Origin of the sequence: Morganella sp. TYF_1 (assembly GCF_043105645.1) — a bacterium.
Lineage (GTDB): Bacteria > Pseudomonadota > Gammaproteobacteria > Enterobacterales > Enterobacteriaceae > Morganella > Morganella morganii_B.
In genome coordinates this window covers 135,944-157,366 of record NZ_JBICLU010000025.1, presented here as the reverse complement: position 1 = coordinate 157,366, position 21,423 = coordinate 135,944, and the positions used below count along the sequence as shown (strand labels likewise).

19 protein-coding genes are annotated in these 21,423 nt (G+C 43.9%); 5 read left to right on the top strand and 14 right to left on the bottom strand.

Features of this window, described 5'->3' with window-relative positions; translation table 11 throughout:
* Positions 1-79 precede the first annotated feature (79 nt).
* Positions 80-436, top strand: a complete 357-nt coding sequence (locus ACF8OF_RS12365; RefSeq protein ID WP_392496780.1) for a hypothetical protein — start codon at positions 80-82, stop codon at positions 434-436.
* Between the two features lie 110 nt (positions 437-546).
* Positions 547-768 (top strand): osmotically-inducible lipoprotein OsmB, encoded by a 222-nt coding sequence (osmB, locus tag ACF8OF_RS12360; RefSeq protein WP_392496779.1) that lies wholly within the window; start codon positions 547-549, stop codon positions 766-768.
* A gap of 29 nt (positions 769-797) precedes the next feature.
* Here osmB and ACF8OF_RS12355 read toward each other — a convergent pair whose 3' ends face one another.
* From ACF8OF_RS12355 to ACF8OF_RS12345, 3 genes are all read right to left on the bottom strand, one after another.
* Complete coding sequence (locus tag ACF8OF_RS12355) at positions 798-1,391, bottom strand: DUF1287 domain-containing protein (protein ID WP_279799776.1); 594 nt, start codon at positions 1,389-1,391, stop codon at positions 798-800.
* Between the two features lie 18 nt (positions 1,392-1,409).
* Complete coding sequence (locus tag ACF8OF_RS12350) at positions 1,410-1,844, bottom strand: hypothetical protein (RefSeq protein ID WP_392514107.1); 435 nt, start codon at positions 1,842-1,844, stop codon at positions 1,410-1,412.
* Between the two features lie 261 nt (positions 1,845-2,105).
* The gene (locus ACF8OF_RS12345) at positions 2,106-2,396 is read right to left on the bottom strand and encodes a hypothetical protein (protein WP_262861297.1); all 291 of its coding nucleotides are present in this window, start codon (positions 2,394-2,396) and stop codon (positions 2,106-2,108) included.
* Positions 2,397-2,921: 525 nt separating this feature from the next.
* Between ACF8OF_RS12345 and ACF8OF_RS12340 the strand changes: the two genes are divergently transcribed.
* Complete coding sequence (locus ACF8OF_RS12340) at positions 2,922-4,061, top strand: glycosyltransferase family 4 protein (protein ID WP_262871988.1); 1,140 nt, start codon at positions 2,922-2,924, stop codon at positions 4,059-4,061.
* A gap of 60 nt (positions 4,062-4,121) precedes the next feature.
* On the opposite strand, the gene ACF8OF_RS12335 is transcribed toward ACF8OF_RS12340, so the two are convergent.
* From ACF8OF_RS12335 to ACF8OF_RS12320, 4 genes are all read right to left on the bottom strand, one after another.
* Entirely contained in the window at positions 4,122-7,154 is a 3,033-nt protein-coding gene (locus ACF8OF_RS12335) for a putative adhesin (RefSeq protein WP_392496775.1), read from the bottom strand.
* A 541-nt stretch (positions 7,155-7,695) separates the two neighbouring features.
* Positions 7,696-8,958 (bottom strand): translesion error-prone DNA polymerase V subunit UmuC, encoded by a 1,263-nt coding sequence (gene umuC / locus ACF8OF_RS12330; protein WP_349466196.1) that lies wholly within the window; start codon positions 8,956-8,958, stop codon positions 7,696-7,698.
* Positions 8,958-9,374, bottom strand: a complete 417-nt coding sequence (umuD, locus tag ACF8OF_RS12325; protein WP_015422655.1) for a translesion error-prone DNA polymerase V autoproteolytic subunit — start codon at positions 9,372-9,374, stop codon at positions 8,958-8,960. Before umuD ends, umuC begins: the two co-directional genes overlap by 1 nt.
* 255 nt (positions 9,375-9,629) lie before the next feature.
* On the bottom strand, positions 9,630-10,433 hold the full coding sequence (locus ACF8OF_RS12320; RefSeq protein WP_349466195.1) for a hypothetical protein: 804 nt from the start codon (positions 10,431-10,433) through the stop codon (positions 9,630-9,632).
* Positions 10,434-10,854: 421 nt separating this feature from the next.
* On the opposite strand from ACF8OF_RS12320, the gene ACF8OF_RS12315 reads away from it, so the two are divergent.
* Together ACF8OF_RS12315 and ACF8OF_RS12310 are read left to right on the top strand one after the other, a co-directional pair.
* Positions 10,855-11,706 (top strand): aldo/keto reductase, encoded by an 852-nt coding sequence (locus ACF8OF_RS12315; protein WP_195431915.1) that lies wholly within the window; start codon positions 10,855-10,857, stop codon positions 11,704-11,706.
* Positions 11,707-11,744: 38 nt separating this feature from the next.
* The gene (locus ACF8OF_RS12310; protein WP_349466194.1) at positions 11,745-12,734 is read left to right on the top strand and encodes an aldo/keto reductase; all 990 of its coding nucleotides are present in this window, start codon (positions 11,745-11,747) and stop codon (positions 12,732-12,734) included.
* A 36-nt stretch (positions 12,735-12,770) separates the two neighbouring features.
* Here the strand turns inward: ACF8OF_RS12310 and ACF8OF_RS12305 are convergent, their stop codons facing one another.
* The 7 genes from ACF8OF_RS12305 to ACF8OF_RS12275 all read right to left on the bottom strand — a co-directional run bounded on the left by ACF8OF_RS12305 (position 12,771) and on the right by ACF8OF_RS12275 (position 21,421).
* Entirely contained in the window at positions 12,771-13,682 is a 912-nt protein-coding gene (locus ACF8OF_RS12305) for a LysR family transcriptional regulator (protein ID WP_195431911.1), read from the bottom strand.
* A 335-nt stretch (positions 13,683-14,017) separates the two neighbouring features.
* Positions 14,018-15,676 carry a hypothetical protein gene (locus ACF8OF_RS12300; RefSeq protein WP_349466193.1) on the bottom strand — a complete coding sequence of 553 codons (1,659 nt, stop codon included), beginning with the start codon at positions 15,674-15,676 and terminating at the stop codon, positions 14,018-14,020.
* Positions 15,677-16,058: 382 nt separating this feature from the next.
* Positions 16,059-16,745 carry a hypothetical protein gene (locus tag ACF8OF_RS12295; RefSeq protein WP_392496773.1) on the bottom strand — a complete coding sequence of 229 codons (687 nt, stop codon included), beginning with the start codon at positions 16,743-16,745 and terminating at the stop codon, positions 16,059-16,061.
* Positions 16,742-17,062: a hypothetical protein gene (locus ACF8OF_RS12290; RefSeq protein ID WP_004238646.1), complete on the bottom strand. Its 321-nt coding sequence runs from the start codon at positions 17,060-17,062 to the stop codon at positions 16,742-16,744. Before ACF8OF_RS12290 ends, ACF8OF_RS12295 begins: the two co-directional genes overlap by 4 nt.
* 1 nt (position 17,063) lies before the next feature.
* Positions 17,064-20,198, bottom strand: a complete 3,135-nt coding sequence (locus tag ACF8OF_RS12285) for a host specificity protein J (RefSeq protein WP_392496771.1) — start codon at positions 20,196-20,198, stop codon at positions 17,064-17,066.
* The gene (locus tag ACF8OF_RS12280; protein WP_229064460.1) at positions 20,199-20,780 is read right to left on the bottom strand and encodes a tail assembly protein; all 582 of its coding nucleotides are present in this window, start codon (positions 20,778-20,780) and stop codon (positions 20,199-20,201) included. It lies immediately after the preceding gene.
* Positions 20,708-21,421, bottom strand: coding sequence for a C40 family peptidase (locus tag ACF8OF_RS12275; RefSeq protein WP_195433251.1), 714 nt, complete (start codon positions 21,419-21,421; stop codon positions 20,708-20,710). Before ACF8OF_RS12275 ends, ACF8OF_RS12280 begins: the two co-directional genes overlap by 73 nt.
* Positions 21,422-21,423: the final 2 nt, after the last annotated feature.

Sequence of the window (21,423 nt, the reverse complement as noted above, 5' to 3'; positions counted from 1 at the left end):
ACTGTTATTTATTTTCTGTTTTTTACACATGAACCGGTTACTATGAAAAAGAGTATCTTCTGATTTACGGAGGTAACCAATGTCATCATATGCAGAACATATCATTACAGCGCACATTCAGTGCGATGCGGAAGAAGCGCTGCTGCCGCTGCTAAAAGAACTGACTGATAAGCAGATGCTGGGCGGCTGGCGGTTGCGCAAGTATGAAATACTGCCTGCCGGTGCCCCATCCCCCTGGTATCTGCTGAAAGATAGTGCACAAATCGCATTGCTGCCGACACATCCTTTCGCTGCTGTTTCTGTCGCGGATGCCGCTATTGCGGATGAAACCGAAATCACGGCGCATAATGAGCGGATTGAACATCTCAGTAATGCGATAAATTCCACTTACGGAATTTTATATTGCCATCTTTCTTTTAAAACACTGACAGTATAAAAATCTGAGATGGTATACTGGGATTGTTACGTATTTCCCGATTATTCTGATACAGGCGGATCCCGAACAGGACTATGTTGTAACACGCCTATTGTTCAGGAGTTTATAATATGAAGATGAATATTAAGAGAGTCAGCACAGTGACGTTGTCTGCCGTTCTGCTGCTTGCTGTGGCCGGCTGCGCCAATATGTCAAAGCGTGACCGGAATACGGCTATCGGCGCGGGTGTCGGTGCTGTCGGTGGTGCTGTCCTGACTGACGGCAGTGCGCTGGGAACCGTCGGCGGCGCGGCAATCGGCGGACTCATCGGCCACCAGGTGGGTAAAAAATAGTTTCCGGAGCCGGCATACCGCCGGCTTTTTCATTCCTTCCCTGCTTTATACCGGTAATGCCCGGTGATTTTCCAGCTGAACAACACATCCTCACTGACCTGTCCGCCGCCGATATTGTGCATGATCAGCGGGTTTCCGCTGCGTTCTGCTGTTTTATCAGTCACAATGCCAATGTGCGGACGGCCGTTATCCAGCTGCCAGGTCACAATATCACCGGGCACATAATCCGTTGCATTGCGTGTGACGGGTTTGGTTTCCCCTTTCCGGCTGAAAAAAACCATCAGGTTGGGCACCCGGCGGTGATCAATATTGGTATCCGGTCGTGTTTGTCCCCATAATTTACGGCCAGGATAGCGGGAAAACGCTGTTTTGATATCTTCGTGAACCTCTTTTTGCAAATCGATACCCATTTTCCGGTAACTGCGGATCACCACATCCGAACAAACCCCTTTCAGGGGGGAAACATCACCGCCGGGATAGGCAATTTTTTCATAGGACGGATCATACAATACCAGCCTGTCAAGCTGCTGAGCAGCCTGATTCAGGGATTCCGCACTGTAACCGGCAGGTATTATCACAGTAAACAGCAAAGCCGTGCATACTGCGGTAATCGTGTTGCGCATTCTTTCCTCCGCAATGACTCAGAAAATCCCGTTGTTACCCCAGATATAACGTAATACCCCGGCAGCATCCTGCGGACTGAGCTGTAATATACTCTGGTACAGCGCTGTTTTTATTTCGCAGGCCAGAATGACGTCTTTTTCCAGCGTTTCCGCTTCTTCTGCATCGAGCAAACGACCATAGGTATAGCGCAACCGGAGAAAGATACTGAGATATAATGCGTCAGTTTCTGCCGGAGATAAATCCGGCGCCGTTTTTTTTACGGGAGAAAGATTAATTCGGGTTCCGGTATCCGACTCTGCCGGATAAATAAAACTGAAATAACGCAGCCCGGAAGGATCTTTATCCAGAGCACAGTCAAACAATGCCAGCCGGTTTACGGCATATTGCAGTATCAGCTCATCAGATGTGTGCTTTAGTAATGCTTTCCGTTCCGCCGTATTACCGGAATACATTTCCCGGTAAAAATTCCGCAGTGTAATGCCGGATAAAAGATAATATTTTCCGGAGAAGCTACAGCACCTTGCCTCAGCAGCAACGGGTTTCAGTGCCGGAAAAAAAATAAGAAGAAAAAACAGAAAGAAGACAGAAAAATACACCGTCATGCGCTGCAGAAATATAATAGCCAGCACCCTGTCAGCCCCCGGCAGCGGGGTAAAATAGCCGGGTAAAACACCTGCCGGGCTCTGCACCGTCATATCAGAAAATTACCGGCATTATTCCAGCACCAGCTTATCCTGCCCGGCCCGTTCCGCCCAGACATTATATTCTCTGACCAGCGCCATCACTTCATTATTGGAATCTTTCATTTCCCGCATATGCGCCTGGAGTTTTTTCAGATCGCCGGGAAACTCCCGCTGAATTTGCTGTGTTTTTATCCGCAGACGCTGCATCTCTTTATTTCGCCTTTCCAGTGCGGCCATCAGCATATCCCTGATTTGATTACACTGTGCAATAGCTTCAGAATCAAATTCTGAATATTCCCGCATATCGTCGTTGTCAGTCATAAAAAAGATTACCCTTATCTGCAATATACCGGACACCGATTATAGCGTTTTACCCGCACGATTGCCCCCGCACCTTCGGCCTGAGAGAAATATTACACCCTGTTTCTCTGGCATCATATTTTCACCTGCAGCAAAATTCACCGGTTACGCATCTGATGATTAAAAAAGGTAAAAATGACGCTGTCTGTATCCGGAATAATACCATCGGTCAGCCTGCCTTTACCGCAATTCGGTTCCGGGGTGAATGCCCTCCCCGGCCTCAGGTCAGATTGGTGTTAACAAAAACAAATGATATCAATATATTACATTTCTTAGTGTCAACTCTTAGTTGTCTGACAACAGAGAGGGTTGTGACACGACTTATTTCAATGTATTTCTCCTTGTTTTGGCAATATAATGTAACAAATTATGCTTTGTATCTAAGTACATAGCACAAGAATGGTATGATGTTACGATAGTTTTACACAAAACAACGTAGTTTCAGACTGTCTTTCAGAAAAGTGTTAAATGGCGGAGGTCACCACCATGACTGGGAAAAAAATAAAGGTTGGATTGATTGTTGACGAATTTTTCGGGGCATTGAATACCCGGTTTGGTGGTTATGGGTACCTGGCCAGATACTATATGGCGAAATATCTTCCGAATGAAGAATTTGAGTTTGACATTTTACTGGGTAAAGGTAAAAGCCATTTTTTTGCAGAAAAATATACTGCGGACGGGGTTAATTTATATAAATTACCACGAAGAAATTGGTTCGCAAAACAATGGTTAAAGAAAAAAAATTATGACCTGTATTTCAGTGTGGAGCTGACATACGAACATGTGATAAAAAATGAGCCTGATCCGAATAAAAAACTGATTTTGTGGGTACAGGATCCCCGCCCGATGTATGAATGGGATGAAATTTTTACCGTTAAGCTTATTTCTGAAACGTCATATTACAATCAGCGTATTTATGATCTTGTTCATGACTGGTATAAACAAGATCGGGTTAAATTTGTTACACAAGCAAGATGCCTGAATCAAAAAGCCATTGACCTCTACAATCTGGATCCGGATGTTGATATTACTTTTTTACCAAACCCTATTGATATTGATTATAATTTCGATGTCACGACTTTTCATAAAAAGAATAATATCGTTTTCTTAGGCCGTATTGCATCAGTGAAACGCGGATGGATGTTCTGTGAAATAGCAAAAAAAATGCCACAGTACAACTTTTTTGTTTTAGGTAAAATATTCCGTGATGATGATAAAAATCATGAGATCATGAAGGAATATGAAAATATTCCAAATCTTCACTTTACAGGTCATGTCGAAGGTGAAGAGAAAAATAAATACCTTCGTGAGGCAAAAATTCTCGTAAATACCTCGATTCATGAGGCATTGCCGGTTTCCTTCCTCGAAGCGTTATCATTCGGAACGTTACTGGTCAGCAACCGTAATCCTGACGAATTAACCTCTAAATTTGGTATTGATGTCGGTGAAGTGCTTGGTGATGGATTTGATAAAGTTGATTTATTTGTTGATGCTATTGATAAACTGATCACCGGTGAAGAAAACCGGAAAAAATTATCGGTTGAGGCAGTGGAATATATCAAGACCTATCATTCTGTCGATAAATTTGTTTCAGACACACATACCATAATCAGAAACGAACTTTAATAATGATATATTGCTCAGGATAGTATCCTGAGCAATAATCCTCGCCATGCAGCAGATGCTTTAAAACGATCGGCACATATACAGATGGATTGTTTTGTCTTCAGCAAACACTGCAGATATATCACGGAGTAATTGTTCCAACATTACCTCCCCGTTCTCTTTAACTTTTATGATACTTTTTTTTGATTCCATTGCTAAGTTAGCGTAATTAATTTGCGATTCATGATCAAAACTTATAGCATAAGACTCAATGCTCTCACCGCCTTTTTTAATTTCCACCTCATTAAACTTTCCATTCACTAAATCTTGTAAATCATCAACATGACCATGAAGAACCTTTCCTTTTTCGGTATAAAATTTCAATTCCAGGTTATCAGGTATTCTGCCGGAAAAATTAATATTTCTCCCGGCGTGTGCTGCAAGGTATACATCATGTGACGTCTTTTGAGGAATATACAGACTAAAGTTTTTAAACTCTACTTTATATAATTGTTTATTTAGTTTATTTACTGAATGAACAGGGATATTAACCAGATCATTTTTTATTTTATCAAATTTCATAACGTATGTTTTTTCTGATGACATATCTGAACTGATATATACGTCAATATCTTTATTGTACATTAATATGGACTGATTAAGGCTTTCACCGATTTTTTTTAAGCTGCCGTCTTCTGGTTTGTATATACAAGCGAAACGGATTTCATTTGGTGAGCCAATAAGAACCACCCTTCTATCCTTACCCGCAAATTCAATCGGATAGTATTCATTATTTAACTTTATATAAAAACTGCCATTATCTGTAACGTAAATATTTTTATATTCAGGAATAGTGTGAACACCCAGCCCGGATATATCTATGCTCGCTACTTTTGTAGCATCGAATCTATCTGTAACTTTATTTTTATGTAAAATAAATTCATTTTTTTTAAAATCAACAAATATATTATCATTATTTCTATCTTTAATGCAGTAACGATGTTCACATTTATGAATATTCACAAAGTGATCATCGACTTTAATAAATCTATTTCCATCAGTATCATATCTTAATCCCTGATGGTCAGGCGCAGAAAGCTTGCCTGCATTCACGTTGTCAGAAATCATTTCTGGTAATATGAGATCTTCTAACTCTTTAGATACATGAACAGAGGTTTTTCGCTCAAATAACCAGCGATTACCATCCCATTCAATCAGATAGCCATTTTTTTCAGGAAACTTCAGGTCATAAACTTCATAATGGATGCCATGTTTTGGTGTTACGACTGTTTTAACCGGAACCAGTTCACCGTTCATTTCAACATATTGTCCCCAGGAATAATGACCTGATTCACCTATCTTTTCCTGTGAATATATATTACCACTTCCATAGTAGTCCGGATTATTATTTCCCATTGGTGTATAATAGAATCCATCTTTTTTACTTACTTTTATTTCCTTTATAATATCAATCTGCTGATTACTGAAGACAGCATGTTCATTATGCGTACTGAGATGCCATGTTCGTGATAAGGGCTCCATATAAACCGGGATAAATTCTTTTATTCCTGAGACTTTATTCACAACAATTTCATATTTACCGGTACCATTCTGATGAAGATCAAAATTAGTACCATGCAGCCTTATTTGCCGTTTTCCCTCACTGATTTCAACATTGAGTTTTGATGAGTCAAAACTGTCGGCATAACGCCATGAAAGGTTACTCTCATCAACAATAACTCTTCTTTCCAGCCGTTCCGGTTTTACCGCATCTGGATAATACGTAAAAAATTCATTCGGTTTTTCAGTCGGTTTGAGATAAACCTCCCGTCCATTATCATTTACCGCGCCTTTCAGCTTCAGCAGAATTTCATTTTTGATGCCGGTATGCGGATTTCTGGTGTAGAAAGCGGCTCTGTCCTGTGCCGGTGCGATATGAAGGAGTTCCATGGGCTTTATACGCCGGGAGGCTGCACGTGATGCAGATTGATACGACAAACCACCATCATCAAGTGAGGTTAACACCTCCGCTATAAACAACCTTCTGAATCGTTCCGCACATATCTTATCCTCCTGATTTTGATAATATGCCCGTCGTTTGGCATGCGCGATAAGATTCCCGATTAAAGGCTTAATCCCCAGTGTAAAAATGTTAGCCACTATGTTGAGGCCATCAGCGGCTCCCCGTTCCTCCGGAGAAGGCCGGCTATCCGGACGATTATCATAAATCATACGGAATGGATTTTCGGCTCTCTGGGCCTCGAATAAAAGCAATTTGCCCTGATTTTCACCCTGCGCATCCAGCACCTCTTCTTCAAAAGCGCAGTGTTCTTTTATATGTTCTCCGGTTCGGGGATCCAACTCCGGCATCAGTGCCCGCTTCGTTCGGTTTGTGCCCGAACCGTTATTATCCAGACGGGCAGCAACCATTGGCATGCCGGCAGCTTCCGCCCGCAGCCACAGTTCAACGTTACTACCTTCATCTGCAGTCAGCTGCCCGTCAGATACCAGATACTGCACCACGCCGGAAATCAGTTCATTCTTCTTCTGCTCACCTGTAATGATATAACTGTCGCTTTTCAAATTCCGTGTGATAGCCGGCGTTATTGCCGATTCTGTTCCGGCCTGTGGTACGGGTGATGCATTCGCCGGCGGAAATTGCAGTGGATCATGACGGGCGATAAACCGGCCTGTTTCATGCAGTGCATTCATAACCGGATTTAGCACAGCAGTGAATCCGGTATCACGGTTATCCGGATACGCGCTATCCCGGGAAACTGACGGAAATACACGTCTCTCTGAGGTAAATACAGATATATTGGTGGTTGCTGCGGGTAAAATATCATCAAATCTGACCTGGCTTAACAGCATTAACAGCGGTGCAACTGCGCCTTGTCGCGCAGATGTGGCCGGGGTCGATGGTGCGCTCAGTTCTCCGCGAGAATTGACGACGCTGTCAATACTGCGTCCTAAGCGGTATATTTCATCCGGAATACCGGGGCAGTCCGGATTGATGCCCTGAGTTTGTGTTGCGGAGTTTAGTCTGAAAGTATTGTGAAACTTATTCTGGTAAGTCCCGGTTGACACTCTGTGCTGCGATGCTGATACCGGCATAATTAAACTCTCCTGCGTGTGAAAATGATACACTCGCATATCCCGGCTATATCGCTATCAATGAATAGCCCCATTACGGGGCATTTTTGTAAAAAATAGGGTGCTGAAAGTACATCTTGTACTGTGATCATCAGGCAAAAGAAGAAATGGACAAGGGTAACGCTGAGATGAGTCATGATGCCATGGGGATTCATGGCACTAATAGGGCATGCGCACTAATAAAGGCAGTCTGGTTATGCATCATATACAAAAAAAACCCGCTAACTGGTTGAGAGTTAACGGGTCTTTATATGGTGCCGGCTACCGGAGTCGAACTGGTGACCTACTGATTACAAGTCAGTAGTTTTGTTTTTTTAATCAATTAGATACCGCATTAAATCACGCTTTCACGTCCCAACAATTAAAAAGATTGAAAAGGTATAAAGCACATCTAAAACCATTTGTGTCCCAAATATGTCCCACCACTCCTACCAACAGCTATACACCCATCTTTTAAACAAACTGCATATTTGCAACAACTCTTTATCTCACTGGTGCCACATTAACTTTTCACCACCGGTAACTGACTAAAGTTTGTTGTGTATGCCGGTGACAACATTTCGCGCTTCATCTTGTACCCGCTATCACTGCCTTTACCGGCAAACCACACACGGCCCAGCCCACTGTTGTTTATTGTGTCCATAGTCTTCATCAGCTCGTCGCTGTTTTTAAATGGCTGCCGGGTGGCGAACATATCGAACTGGGTAACAGCTGAATCCGTGAAGTCTGACAGAATGATACCGGCCTTATAATACCGGTACCCGTCACACCAGATACTATCCAGTGCTCTCATGGCGGCATTGATGATGTCCCGCGTGTCGCAGCTGGGATACTCGAGTGAAATGTTTGCACTGTTCGCATAGTCCGGCCCGTTAGCGTGTCTGCTGGTCTGCACAAACAACCCGATCATCCGGCAGCGCTGTTTTTCTTCCCGGAGTTTTTCCGCTGACCGTTCGGCATATTCACACACTGCCTTTCTCATGGTAACAATGTCCGTCACTTTGGTACCGAATGATCGGGAGCAGAGGATCTGCTGTTTCACCTTTCTGACTTCTTCCAGCTTGATGCAGGGTTCTCCGTTCAGTTCCCGCAGCGTACGCTCAGTAATAACACCGAAAGTTTTACGGATAGTCGCCGGTGCGGCGTTCGCCAAATCTAATGCAGTGCGAATCCCCATGGTGTTCAGTCTGGCCGATATTCGCCGACCGATACCCCACACTTCACTGACCGGTATCAGTGCCAGTAACTTACGCTGGCGCAGCCTATCAGAAAGGTCGACCACTCCGCCGGTTTTTTTCCATGTTTTTGCTGCATGGTTGGCAAGTTTTGCGAGTGTCTTTGTCGGTGCAATGCCAACACCGACCGGAAGGTGTGTTTTCTGCAGAATAGCAGCCTGTATCTCACAGCCGTAATCTTCCGGGCTGAATATCCTGGTCATGCCGGTAAAATCGAGAAAGGCTTCGTCGATAGAATAGATTTCAGTGGCGGGTGCGAAGGATGAGAGCAATGTCATCACACGGCTGCTCATATCGCCGTACAACGCATAATTTGAGCTGAATACTGTCACATTGTTTTTATAACAAAAATCGCGACACTCATAATACAGCGCCCCCATTTTGATGTCGAGGGCTTTCGCCTCTGCTGACCTGGCGATCACGCAGCCATCATTATTGCTCAGGACGATAACCGGCTTACCTGTCAGATCGGGCCGGAATACTCTTTCACAGCTAGTGTAAAAGCTGTTTACATCCACCAGCGCAAACATCACTGCGCCCGGTGGATGATGTAGGTGACCACACCGAAAATCTGTAAATCCTGCTCACTGCTGATTACGATAGGCTGATAATCCGGATTCATCGGGATCAGCATAGGTACCGGTGACAGTTGCAATTTTTTGACAGTAAACTCTCCGTCAAAACTGGCAATCACAATATCCCCCTCCGCCGCAGTTACCGCGCTGTCCACGATAACCACATCACCGTCAAAGATATTCGCATCTATCATCGAGCTACCTTCAACCCTGAGTAAATAGGTACTTTCCGGGTGTCGGATCAGTTCACTGTTCAGGTTTATGCGTTCCTCGATATAGTCCGCCGCCGGTGACGGGAACCCAGCGGGGACATGCTCGAGGAACAGAGGCAATGTCAGAATTGTATCATCGTTGATCTTGACAAGTTTCATACTCAGAACCGATTAACTGTATATACATACAGTTAATGATAGAGAAGTTTGGCTGTCTCATCAATCTGATTTTTACTAATCTTATGCGTCACATGCATTACTCATTGAAATCAAAGCCGACAGTCCGCTATGAGCGATGAGCGATGAGCGGACTGAGTTGACCAAACCGTCAGGGTCAAAATGATGATATGACCAGCAGAAATATGTATTAATCAACGGGGAGCAGGTCAAGGTAGCTCTATAAACAACTTGATTTTACTCTTTGTCCTTAATCAACAATGTGTTTTCGAAGGTAAATTCAGGTATGGGAGCAACTCTTTCTTGGGAGAAAATAAATTTTTTAATTACATGTTTATTTTTACACTTCTTGCAATATAACTCTGCTCCATCCTCCATGTCGCATAATGAGATGTGTTTTTTTTCACCACATATAAAGCAAGGTACTCCAGCAGATTGGAATGATTCATATCCACCATCCGGGGCAAGTCTAATAATAACAAAATTAGGGCAGCCAGCATTTTGGCAATCTATTTTATTATATTTTTTCACGTAATTTTTGGTAAAAATAATTTCCTTTTTACATTTTTCGCATTTTATTTTCTCATAACCTCGATGAAATGTTATGAGCTGTTGATCGCACAGCTCAGCTAATTTCGATAATATCGAATTTAGTTTATTTTTATCTACTTGAAATTCTTGTTTTTTTATGATTGGCTGATGTAAAAAACTCCCAAGGGTATTATACCATTTATTAAGGTCCTTATACTTAATATTTTTATAGCTTGCTGTTATCTCATTAGAGTCATCACCAGTTATCGTTACTTTTAAATCCTGATCTGCTGTTTCTTCAAACATGCACAAGGATTTTATTGCTTGAGGTGGTTGCCATGTGTTAATTACCGTCTCTGGAATTGTTCCTAGCCCTGCTCTTAATTGAATATATACATGACACTCAATTGCAAATCTCAATTCCAATGCACAGTATCTTAAAGAAGCGTTATCCCCAATTTCATATAGCCTCTTAGCATTGCTAATATGCTCTTTATAATCATACCCCATATACTCCCTCCTACATCTCCGGCTATATTGTAACTTATATAGTGTATATTAGATCATCTCACTATCTAAGTAAGATATCATGGGGTATCGGAAGTTCAACTCCTCTTGTTTAGGTCAATAATTTCAATAAAACCAGACTATTATGGCTTGATTCATTGTTTCCCTGACATCCTCCCCGTTGATTAATACACGCGCCATAGTCAACTAAATCGGTTGCGACCGGGAGAAGCGGTAGCAAAAATGTTGCCACTATACGAGTACTTGCCAGAACCCCTCAACTTCCGCTTTTGACACTAAACCGCCCGTCAACCCTATAAATATTAATGAACACATTTAATAAACCCTAGCTAATTATCCCATCTAATCAAATAAATCAGTTTGCATTATGATTTCCCTAAACAACAGCTGAAGGATGACCGTCATGCAAACTGTAAAACTGAACAACGGTATTGAAATGCCCCTGCTGGGCTTTGGCGTGTTTCAAATGTCTGATGCCACTGAATGCGAAAGAGCCGTTATTGATGCCATCGATATGGGATACCGTCTGATCGATACCGCCGCGTCTTACCAGAATGAAACTCAGGTCGGAAATGCTCTGAAACAGACCGGTATCGCCCGTAACAAACTTTTTATCACAACCAAACTTTGGCTGCAGGATACCAATTATGAAGGTGCTAAAGCCCAGTTTGAGCGCTCCCTGAATCGACTGCAACTTGATTACGTTGATCTGTACCTAATTCACCAGCCTTACGGCGATGTCCATGGGGCATGGCGTGCCATGGAAGAATTGCAACAGGCAGGAAAGATTCGTGCTATTGGCGTCAGCAACTTCCATCCGGACAGACTGGCCGACCTTATCGCCTTCAACAAAGTAGCCCCTGCGGTAAATCAGATTGAAATTAACCCATTCAACCAACAGCTGCATGCCGTTCCATGGAATCAAAGCCGCGGCATTCAACCGGAAGCCTGGGCACCATTTGCTGAGGGTAAGAATGGTCTGTTCCAGCATCCCTTGCTAACGGCAATTGGTCAGAAGTATGGCAAAAGCGCGGGACAAGTTGTACTGCGTTGGATCTTCCAGCGAGGCATCATTTCACTGGCAAAATCGGTGCGAAAAGAACGCATGGAAGAAAACATCAATATTCTCAATTTTGAACTCAGTTCTGAAGATATGTTGCAAATTACCGCCCTCGACACCGCAACCAGTGCTTTCTTCTCACATCGCGATCCTGCGATGGTCGAATGGCTCGCTGGCCGCAAACTGGATGTTTAGTCATACAAGCAATCTAATTAATTATCAGGACATAAATCATGGAAAAACGTTTTCTCGGTAATTCAAAACTTGAAGTTTCTGCACTTGGATTAGGTTGTATGGGGCTGAGTCACGGTTATGGTCCCGCCACAGATAAACATCAGGCCATTGAATTACTGCGTACAGCAGTAGAGCGTGGGGTAACTTTTTTTGATACCGCAGAAGTCTATGGGCCATTCATGAATGAAGAGGTGGTAGGTGAAGCGTTAAAACCCTTTAGAGACAGAGTGGTTATTGCGACGAAATTTGGTTTCAACTGTAGTAATGAAAACAAACAACAGCTTTTAAATAGCCGTCCGGAACATATTCGTGAAGCCGTCGAAGGTTCATTACGTCGGCTTAAAACTGACGTTATTGATCTTCTATATCAACACCGTGTTGACCCTGATGTACCGATTGAAGATGTTGCAGGCACAATAAAAGATTTGATTGCTGAAGGTAAGGTAAAACACTTTGGCCTTTCTGAAGCCAGCGCTCAGACAATTCGCCGAGCACATGCTATTCAGCCTGTCACCGCACTGCAAAGCGAATATTCACTTTGGTGGCGCGAACCTGAAGATGAAATATTACCTGTGCTCGAAGAATTAGGTATTGGATTTGTACCCTTTAGCCCATTAGGGAAAGGATTTTTAACAGGTGCAATTAATGCTAATACAACATTCAACAATGATGACTTTCGTAGCAAAGTCCCACGTTTCAGCACAGAAGCTTTAGAGGCAAATGCACAACTGGTTACTTTGTTAGCAGATCTCGCCAGCCAAAAAAGCGTGACTTCAGCACAAATTGCACTGGCTTGGTTATTGGCGCAAAAACCGTGGATTGTCCCTATTCCGGGCACAACTAAACTGCATCGTTTAGAAGAAAATTTAAATGCTGCCAATGTCATACTTAGTAATAACGATTTACAAAAAATCGCACACGCGCTGGAAACAGTGAAAATTGTTGGAGAACGCTATCCCGCTGCGTTACAAGCACTGATTAATCGATAAATTTACCTTAGGCTGGTAAACTCCAATGTATTTATTTCACACTACCAGCCTCTGCTTCTCACTATAACGCAGTGCATCAATCAATAATGCAAACGCAGGAGGGTGCTGTTTTCGATTTGGATAATAAAGATAATAGCCTGAAAAAACCGGGCACCAATCACTTAAAACTTGGACCAGCTTTCCTGATTTGGCGGCCTCTTGGATGGTATCCTCGGGGACGCAAGCAATACCAAACCCAGACAGTGCCGCATCAATTCGCTCGGACAATAAATTAAAGGTGAGTTGCCCTTCCACTCTAACCCGTAACGATTTGCCCTCTTTTTCAAACTCCCAATGATACAACCCTCCTGCGGTAGGAAGACGCATATTGATACAACGATGATGCTGTAACTCATGAGGCGTTTGCGGTATGCCCTGAGATTCAAAATATCCCGGTGAACCAACAATCGCCAACCGCATATCAGGGCCAATTCTAACAGCGACCATATCCTTATCAACGCTTTCTCCCAAACGCACCCCCGCATCAAAACCTCCATCAACAATATTAACAAACCCATTATCAACTACCAGTTCGATATTAATATCCGGATATGTACGCAGAAACGGTTTTAGCTTAGGCCAAAGAAGGCTGCGTGCTGCATGCTCCCCCGTTGAAAGACGGATATTGCCAGAAGCCACGCCATTAAGCTGAATGATTGCCTCTAACTCATGATTAAGATCAGCCAGTTGGGGTTCAAGACAAGCAATAATCTTTTCCCCTATTTCTGTAGCCGCGACGCTACGTGTTGTACGTCTCAAGAGCCGAACATTTAAACGGTCTTCCAATGCCCTGACTGCATGACTCAGTGCAGATTGAGAAACCCCCAGTTTAGCCGCAGCTTTGGTAAAACTTTTCTCCTTCGCAACAGCAAAAAAAATTTGTAACTCATTAAAATTATCTTTAAGCACAATGTATTCCTTTGCGTATCTTTAAGTTATATATCCTTTTTAACAAACCAGTTCACCATACTGTATATATACATTATGTGCGTGAATCTTGCTTTTATGTTCACAAACTGTTTTACAGATAAATCTCTCGTATCTGCTTTATTAGTTTGTGATGTTTATGAAAAAACATATAGCCTAACTGAGTTTTTTAGCTTATGTGAAGATACACTAAGGCTTAACCCATGAACAATGTATGATGTCTGCTTTTAACATGATACCCTCGGCAATGTCAGGTTAAATTTTGGTGAATACATATAAATATTACGCCGCCTAATATCCACGAGTGCGGCTTTGTTTTATTCTTCCGTGTCTCCGGCCTGCTCCACTATTTCCTGAACCTTCCGTTCTGCCTGCTCACGTTCCATCTGTTCAGCCAATTCACGTTGCTTCACATTCCACACAGAGCCCTGCGGCATTTCCACACGCACATCGAGACGGGTGGATTCAGGCAGATCACACGGTTCGCCGTCCTGATAGAAAACACGCTCACCTTCCGGGGTGACCTCTTTCAGCCGCCAGTTCTGGAAACGTTCCGGCAAATGCGCATGCTGACGGTGACAGGTTTCAATAATCAGACTGCCGTCACTCTGCACCCTGTCATCGACATAAACCAGCTCAAGGCCGTTATTGTCTTTCGGTACCGAGATACCGCCGTTTACACCCCATGCACCATCTGAGTTGTAACCAAGGATACCGGTAATGTGATACTGGCCGGTGCCGGTGTGACTGACTTCGGCACCTTCGGATTCGTCGTTGGTGTCGTAATGGCCGTCCGGATTGATTTGGATAATTGGGGATGACCTTTTAAGATAACCGCTGCCATCAAATGCAGTATTACCACCAATGACAGCCATCGTACCAGACCCGGTTTTGGCTATATTGATATTTGACCAGCCGGAAGAGTATGAAGATAGTAATACCCGTCCATCGTTATACGACCACAGACCGCAGGAATACATGCCGCTGGGAGAGGGTACTTCTACTTTTGAACTTGTATCACCAGGCTTCTTAGATTTAACAACAAGTCCGCTGCTAATCGTTGCTCCATTATTAGGATGTATATTCATCATCCATCTGGATGTTCCGGTATCCCACATTCCGGTATTACCGTCAGGATTGACAGCTATAACTGATGGACCTCCTTGAGCAACCAATTGAGAACCACCACCTTCTGATCTTGTCACATATTGGCCAACCCACTTTTGCGATGCAATCATCCCGCTTTCTAACGGAAATTGTAATTCTCCCGGCCATTTTCCGTTAAGGTTAGCTGATAGAAAAATCCGACCTTTATTGCAATAAAAATGCGCAAAAGTATTGGGGGTATCCATATCAGCGATAGACAATCTGTGAGTACAGTTTAAAAAACTTTTAACTGTCAGTTCCCCGCCTTTCGTCAGAAATAAGGAGTTATATTCATTACCTGATGCTTTCGCATACAGATAATCATTATGTGCACCCCACCACATTGTATTATCGGGATTCATTATCCCAGAGGCTTTTGCCGTTTTGTCACCCACACCAAACAACACAGTGTTAACCCATTCCCGCGAAGCTAACCCTTTTAAATCCTCCAGCGTCACCTTCTGGCCGTTCGGCAGTTCGATTTCCACCTGGCCGGTGTCTGTCATCCACTGCTGCATGGCCCGGAGAAAATAAACGATATAGCCTTGGTTCGCTGACATGGTGCGGGCTGCATCCGAAATGGTATCCGGTACCGTGGTGGCAATGGAGTATTTCGCGCCGCTGAGCGTCACCGGGGCATTGAATGACAACACCAGTTCGGTATCACTGTTTACCGCGCGGATCATCATACTGACCGGTGCTGTGCCGTTCTCGATGCTGATGAGTTGGCCTGGAGCCACGCCGTAAATGTTCTTTTTCCACTGCGTACCGCTGCCGGTTACGATCGGTGAACCGGCATTAATGGCTATGGTGCCGTCTGTGTAAATCATGGGGTTTCCTTAAATTTCAGACGAAAAAAAACCGCCGGAGCGGTTGTTGGAGGAGATTATTTATTTTGATTTTAGTTTTTGCGGGTCGAAGTAAGCGACGGTAACGCCAATAATCAGTCCTCTGTACCCTTACCTTTAACACATGTAATTTTGTCAAATGCATCCATACGGATCCAACCATGTAACCCTAGGACAGGATCACCAGTGCTGAAAAACCGTTTACTGTCCGGTGCATATTTTGTCAGCTTAGCTGAGTAATGCCGGTTATCCAGCCCCTCAAACATATGCCCGGTGCAATCCACTGGTTTGGTGTATACGTTATGGCTGCAGGCTGTCAGCGTGGTTATTGCAGTTAATGTGATTAATTTTAATATATTCATTCTTATATCCCCGTTGTATCTATTATCATTATATATAGCGGTATATCACATGACTCAAAAGATTGTGACGCATGCGGTCTGGAATACGTATCAACCAACAAACGCACCTCCAGTTTAGATCCATTCATTCGCCAGAAATAAGACTCGAATTCCATAAATTCTTCATAATCTGTTCTTTTCTGAGCGCCGCCACCAAATACAACTGCACAGTTATTACCATTATTAGGCATTGTCATAGACCACATTGTATCAGGCCATAGTTTTAGCCGCTGAACATGCAGTATATTTGCAACACCCCAGTTAGTATTATATACCACCTGATTGGTTACCGGGTTTATCACAACTATTCCCATTTTTTGATTACGTACCTTAACAGGGGCGTTACCAAACTCCCAGACTTCTATATTTCCGCCGGAGCCGTCGCGAAAAGGCATAGAGACAAAAGCATTATTATTCGTATTGTCAAACGCCTGACCGCCTATTCTGACCCAGAATGATGCTCTGGCTGCGATCATTTGTGTTTTCGGATGAACTCTGGCAGGAAAATAAACCTCTTTGATGGTTCCCTGTCCGGCATCCTGTACTTTCGGACAATGAAATGACTGTTTTCTGATTAACCCTAACGCTATATTAGTACCGTCAATTTGCATCCGGCCGGTGTCACCAAAACATATAAAACCGTGTTTCATGATTTTACACCATATAATATACGCATATAAGTTTCCCTGGCTCTCTGTTCGTCGTTTCGCCTTAAATTACCCTCAAAAATAATAACGCCATTTTCAACCCGGCAATCGCACCAGCCGTTATGATTGAACCAAAAGCTCGGATTAACCCAGACAAAAATCTCCCCCATAGGGAGCAGGTTCCGGTGATCCCAGCTGTATTTAAACTGACCGACCGGTGCAGGATTAATATCATGCCAACCGACGAACCGACCGAGTCTTTTACCGGAATCTAATATTTTATTACCGCGATCATCATATACAATAATCCCGTGAGCCATATTAATACCCCGATATATCACCAATAATGACCGTCAGCAGGTTATTGTCATATACTTTAATACCGCCCGCTGTAATACCGGTACCGTTTGTTGTTGTTCCGTCAAAGAACTCAAATTTATTAGCCTTTGCATCCAGAATAAAACCCTGTTTACCCGGCACATAGTTCTCCGACTGCATTTTGTCAGTGACAACCACACTGTTAAGCCATGCCTGATTAATGAACGCCTCACGCATAAAGACCTGTCCGTCCTTCATGTACATGAACATGTCCATCGATTTTTTCACCGGATTATAAAACGCAAACTGCTGAGCGTTAAAACCGATAAGGGTGTTCACCTGACCACCTTTCAGCTCAGCCCCGATCACCATACCGGCGGAATAATCCTCACCGTTATAACGGATCCGGACTTTCATATCGTGGACCACGGATGCCTGACCGGATGCCATATCCCACTGCGCGCGGATGGAGTTCTGCGCCAGCGCCAGTCCGTCTTCTGCTTTAACCTGTACCGCGTCCAGTTTCTCCGCAAGTGCCGTTGTTTCCGTAACCGTGTAGTTGCGGACATCGATGATTTCTGCTTTCATAACACCGTTTTCACGCTGCCAGTAACCCCACTGACCGTAAACGTTATTGGCGTTGTTGATAATGGCCTCGAAGTTATCATTCGCCTGAGACTGCAGGCCTTTAATGATGGCTGAGTCTTCGAGCTCTTTTTGCACTACATCGAATATTTCATCCGCATGGTTATTGGACTGACCTTTTTCTTCAATAAAATGAGATTTACCATACTCATTAATACTTCGGATATAAAACCAGTAATCATGTCCGGGCTTTAACTGACCTTTTGACCATACTTTTGCTCTGCCAAGGAATTCAGCCTCCTGTTCAATGTTATTAATGTTGGTAATTCTTTGCTCGCCGGAAAACCAAAATTCAAACTCAGTATTCAGTGTGTGCGGGGCACTGATATGTGGTATCAATTTCACCTCAAAGAAGCCTGACTCAACGCTGATAAACGAAGGGGCCGCTGGCGCACCAATAACCATCAGCACTTTCGACTCGCTTCCCAGCATTCCATTTTTATCTTTGCCGCGTACGCCAACCAGATATTCCCCAGCGGCCAATCCGTTGAAATAATATTCAAGATCAGACGTTTCACCAGTAAGGACAACCTTGTCATCTTTATAAACAGAAACAACGTAAGAAATATTGCGGTTAGCTGTTGTCATGGCCCACATAACTCTGGCCTGAACCTGAGAGCTGTCATTGATATAAGCTACGGAAAGGCGTTCAATGTCAGGGATTCGAACCGTATTTTGTGCAGACGGATTACCGGTGAAATTAACACCATCATCTACAATGCGCTCCTTTTTTGGTTCATGGAGAATACAGTTAAACTGATAGTTCCCGTTTTTATCTTCAGTAATAGTCAGTACCCGGAACATTCGCGTAATCAGCGTGTTTTTCGATACAGAAAACACACCGAATTTTTGCAGTCCGGCTGGTTCGCTCTTCAGGATAACAATGTCGCCATCTACTGATGATATTTCTGTTCTGATGAACTTCCCGCTGCCGCCGAGGTAAGCAAAATATCCCTTATCACCAGAAGACCATTTTATAGGTGCATCTGTTTTTACTCTGCTGCCAACAACATCTAAAACCCGGCCACCGACTTTTGAACCCGCAAATGAATCATCCGCTATTTCAATGATGTCACCCGGAAGACAATTAATACCCTCCCTGAAAGTCGTGAATGTTACACTTTCAGTCTCAAGCTTCTCTGTTTCCAGAATCCATTTACCAACACGATGAGCCTGCCCCCTGCTGGTGCAACCGAAAGCCGTTACTTTCTTAACATTCAGTCCGCCAAATCTTATGATCTGACCATCATCCTGTATAAACTCCCTCTCTTCCTTCCAGCCGTTATCCGGGTTAATCCATGAAACTTCAACTGCATTATGCCTTGCACTTTTAGCTGTTGATGTATAATTGAATTTCCCGCCGATAACATTTGAGTTTGTGTATGTCCATTCCGGATCTGCGGGCCTGTCCTGAAAGCAGGTTAACTGCACTCCATCCCATAAAGGCATTCCGCGAAATACGGATGCCAAATCATCAATAACGTCTTTCGCTTTCCGCTGTGAGGTAATATAGGCATTGAAAGTAAATCGTGGCTCTTTGCCGCCAAACCCATCCGAAACCATTTCATCGCAATACCTGGCTATCGCATACAAAGCAAACCGGTCACAACCAAAACGCCCCATCACGGAACCAATCCCGTAACGCCCATTGGTCACCAGATCGTAAAAAATCCATGCGGGATTGTCTGTCCATGCAGGCTTAAACCTCCCCGTCCATATACCGTTATAGCTGCGGGTTTCCGGGTCATAATTATCCGGGACCTGAACAATCAGCCCTTTGATATGATATGTACGTTTAGGCGTGTCACCATACTGAGATTTATCAATGCGCATACCAACCACAGCGGAGTTTGGGTATGAAAATTTAGCATCCGTAATTTCTGTATAGCTGGCCCACACCGTCCCGTTTTTAAGAAGGTCACTTTTACTGTCATCAGTGAGGCGCGATACTCTTATCTGAAACGGCTTTTGCTTTGGCGCGTTAATAATATGTGATTCAAGGTACTGACCACTTATTTTCCCGGGACCTATTGTGATTGTTTTTTCTGTCACCCATCCGCTGCCAGCATTAATCTCGACAAGCATCTGAACAGAAGTGTTTTCCTGGTTGCCTTTGTTGTCCTGTTTTACCAGCGCCGAAACACCTAATGTAAAGCGAATGCGATCGACTTCCTGATCAGATACCGTACGCAATATCGGTGTTTCTTTTTTCACTTCCACGTTTACAGGTATTTCTTTCTCAACAAACGGGAAACCATCGAGCGGAGACTGAGACTGCGTACCCGATCTCCACTGAACTTCGACCCCGCGAATATTCGGATTACCTTGTTTATCGACTATAGGCGTTCCGTTCAGCAGGAATCCCTGCATTCCGCCAACCGGTCCTTCAATAGGACCTTCTGACACCAAATCAATAATGTTCAGAAACTGCTTATTTTTCAGGTTGTCATCAACCAGACTCGGCGTGCTTCCGCCACCACCACCTTTGCCCATTTATACTGTCTCCAACCCCTGTGAAATCACATTTGAGCCAACCACCATCTCTCCATAACAAAGCGGAACGGGATATCCTTGCCCGATTCTGTTGGAAAGTGAGCTGAAATACTGGTTACTTTCTGAATTGCCTTCACTGAAATTTGGTGCGCCCGGTGTTCTTGCCAGCATCGTTGCCACCCCTGCTGCCGCTATTCCGACACCAGCAGCAAACATAGCCGTCGATGTCATCGTTGCCAGAAAACCGCCCGGAATAAAGAATGCCCCGGCAATTAGCGCTGCGCCGCCGATAATGCCAAGGAAACCACCTGATTTTGCGCCACCTATAACCGGCACTATCGTGATAACATCATTGTCATTAAGTGGAGTGTGTAATCCTGCCACTATGCAGTCCTCTGTCATATCATGACCGGCAACGCGTACCCTGAACTGCCCACGGTTTATTTCCCGTTTTAATCCGTCAATCTGATAACACAGACATCTTAACGCCTCACCTGCACTGCTGACCTCTAATTCAAACCGGCGTCCATATCGGCGTAAATAGCCAGCAAACTGTAGTCTGACCACTGTTTGTGCCTCCATATGCTGTGTGTGAATTTAAACCAGTAGCCACCGTAAACATCCCGCTTACTCAAACGATCAGGGCGATGATGAAGAATCTCCTGATTACCGATATATAGCGCTGCATGACAAGGTTTTGATGTACCCAGGCAGATAAGAATAACGTCGCCATCCTGTAGTTCATCAACCTGATAAAAACCCTGTCCGGAAATGTTATCCAGATACAGATTGTCACCGGTGTACCACCAATTATCATGTCGCTCAAAGTCATCAAGGCTGATGCCGCACAAATGGTAAGCATCCCGGATAATGCTGTAGCAGTCCTGCACACCGTGATTAAACTCACGCCCCAGCAATCGCGGAACAGGATTAAATTTCAGTAACCGGTCATCACAAACGAGCCACCACGGTAATCCGGTTTTAACCTGCATATCCCTGTCGCCCGCGCTTAAAAATGGCAGTCCAGCCGGATGACTGTGCACGACAGCTTCCACTTCTGCATGACTCTCAGCTCTCAACCATTCCTCTGAGCTGATTTCAAAATAATTTTCCGGGTCAGGGTGAATATTGGTACACGGGAAATAAATTCCTCCTGAAACCAGCCCACACGACTCCCTCACACCTTCCGTTGTTGCATGTGCGATAATGTTACTTTCAATCATGG

Excerpts from the sequence above, each read along its gene's own strand:
- ACF8OF_RS12350 (WP_392514107.1), bottom strand. The coding sequence starts at position 1,844 with ATGTATTCCGGTAATACGGCGGAACGGAAAGCATTACTAAAGCACACA.
- ACF8OF_RS12280 (WP_229064460.1), bottom strand. The coding sequence starts at position 20,780 with ATGGAGGCACAAACAGTGGTCAGACTACAGTTTGCTGGCTATTTACGC.
- umuD (WP_015422655.1), bottom strand. The coding sequence starts at position 9,374 with ATGAAACTTGTCAAGATCAACGATGATACAATTCTGACATTGCCTCTG.
- ACF8OF_RS12345 (WP_262861297.1), bottom strand. The coding sequence starts at position 2,396 with ATGACTGACAACGACGATATGCGGGAATATTCAGAATTTGATTCTGAA.
- ACF8OF_RS12335 (WP_392496775.1), bottom strand. The coding sequence starts at position 7,154 with ATGCCGGTATCAGCATCGCAGCACAGAGTGTCAACCGGGACTTACCAG.
- ACF8OF_RS12285 (WP_392496771.1), bottom strand. The coding sequence starts at position 20,198 with ATGGGCAAAGGTGGTGGTGGCGGAAGCACGCCGAGTCTGGTTGATGAC.
- umuC (WP_349466196.1), bottom strand. The coding sequence starts at position 8,958 with ATGTTTGCGCTGGTGGATGTAAACAGCTTTTACACTAGCTGTGAAAGA.
- ACF8OF_RS12355 (WP_279799776.1), bottom strand. The coding sequence starts at position 1,391 with ATGCGCAACACGATTACCGCAGTATGCACGGCTTTGCTGTTTACTGTG.
- ACF8OF_RS12290 (WP_004238646.1), bottom strand. The coding sequence starts at position 17,062 with ATGGCTCACGGGATTATTGTATATGATGATCGCGGTAATAAAATATTA.
- ACF8OF_RS12275 (WP_195433251.1), bottom strand. The coding sequence starts at position 21,421 with ATGATTGAAAGTAACATTATCGCACATGCAACAACGGAAGGTGTGAGG.
- ACF8OF_RS12315 (WP_195431915.1), top strand. The coding sequence starts at position 10,855 with ATGCAAACTGTAAAACTGAACAACGGTATTGAAATGCCCCTGCTGGGC.
- ACF8OF_RS12340 (WP_262871988.1), top strand. The coding sequence starts at position 2,922 with ATGACTGGGAAAAAAATAAAGGTTGGATTGATTGTTGACGAATTTTTC.
- ACF8OF_RS12310 (WP_349466194.1), top strand. The coding sequence starts at position 11,745 with ATGGAAAAACGTTTTCTCGGTAATTCAAAACTTGAAGTTTCTGCACTT.
- ACF8OF_RS12300 (WP_349466193.1), bottom strand. The coding sequence starts at position 15,676 with ATGATTTACACAGACGGCACCATAGCCATTAATGCCGGTTCACCGATC.
- ACF8OF_RS12295 (WP_392496773.1), bottom strand. The coding sequence starts at position 16,745 with ATGAAACACGGTTTTATATGTTTTGGTGACACCGGCCGGATGCAAATT.
- ACF8OF_RS12365 (WP_392496780.1), top strand. The coding sequence starts at position 80 with ATGTCATCATATGCAGAACATATCATTACAGCGCACATTCAGTGCGAT.
- ACF8OF_RS12320 (WP_349466195.1), bottom strand. The coding sequence starts at position 10,433 with ATGGGGTATGATTATAAAGAGCATATTAGCAATGCTAAGAGGCTATAT.
- osmB (WP_392496779.1), top strand. The coding sequence starts at position 547 with ATGAAGATGAATATTAAGAGAGTCAGCACAGTGACGTTGTCTGCCGTT.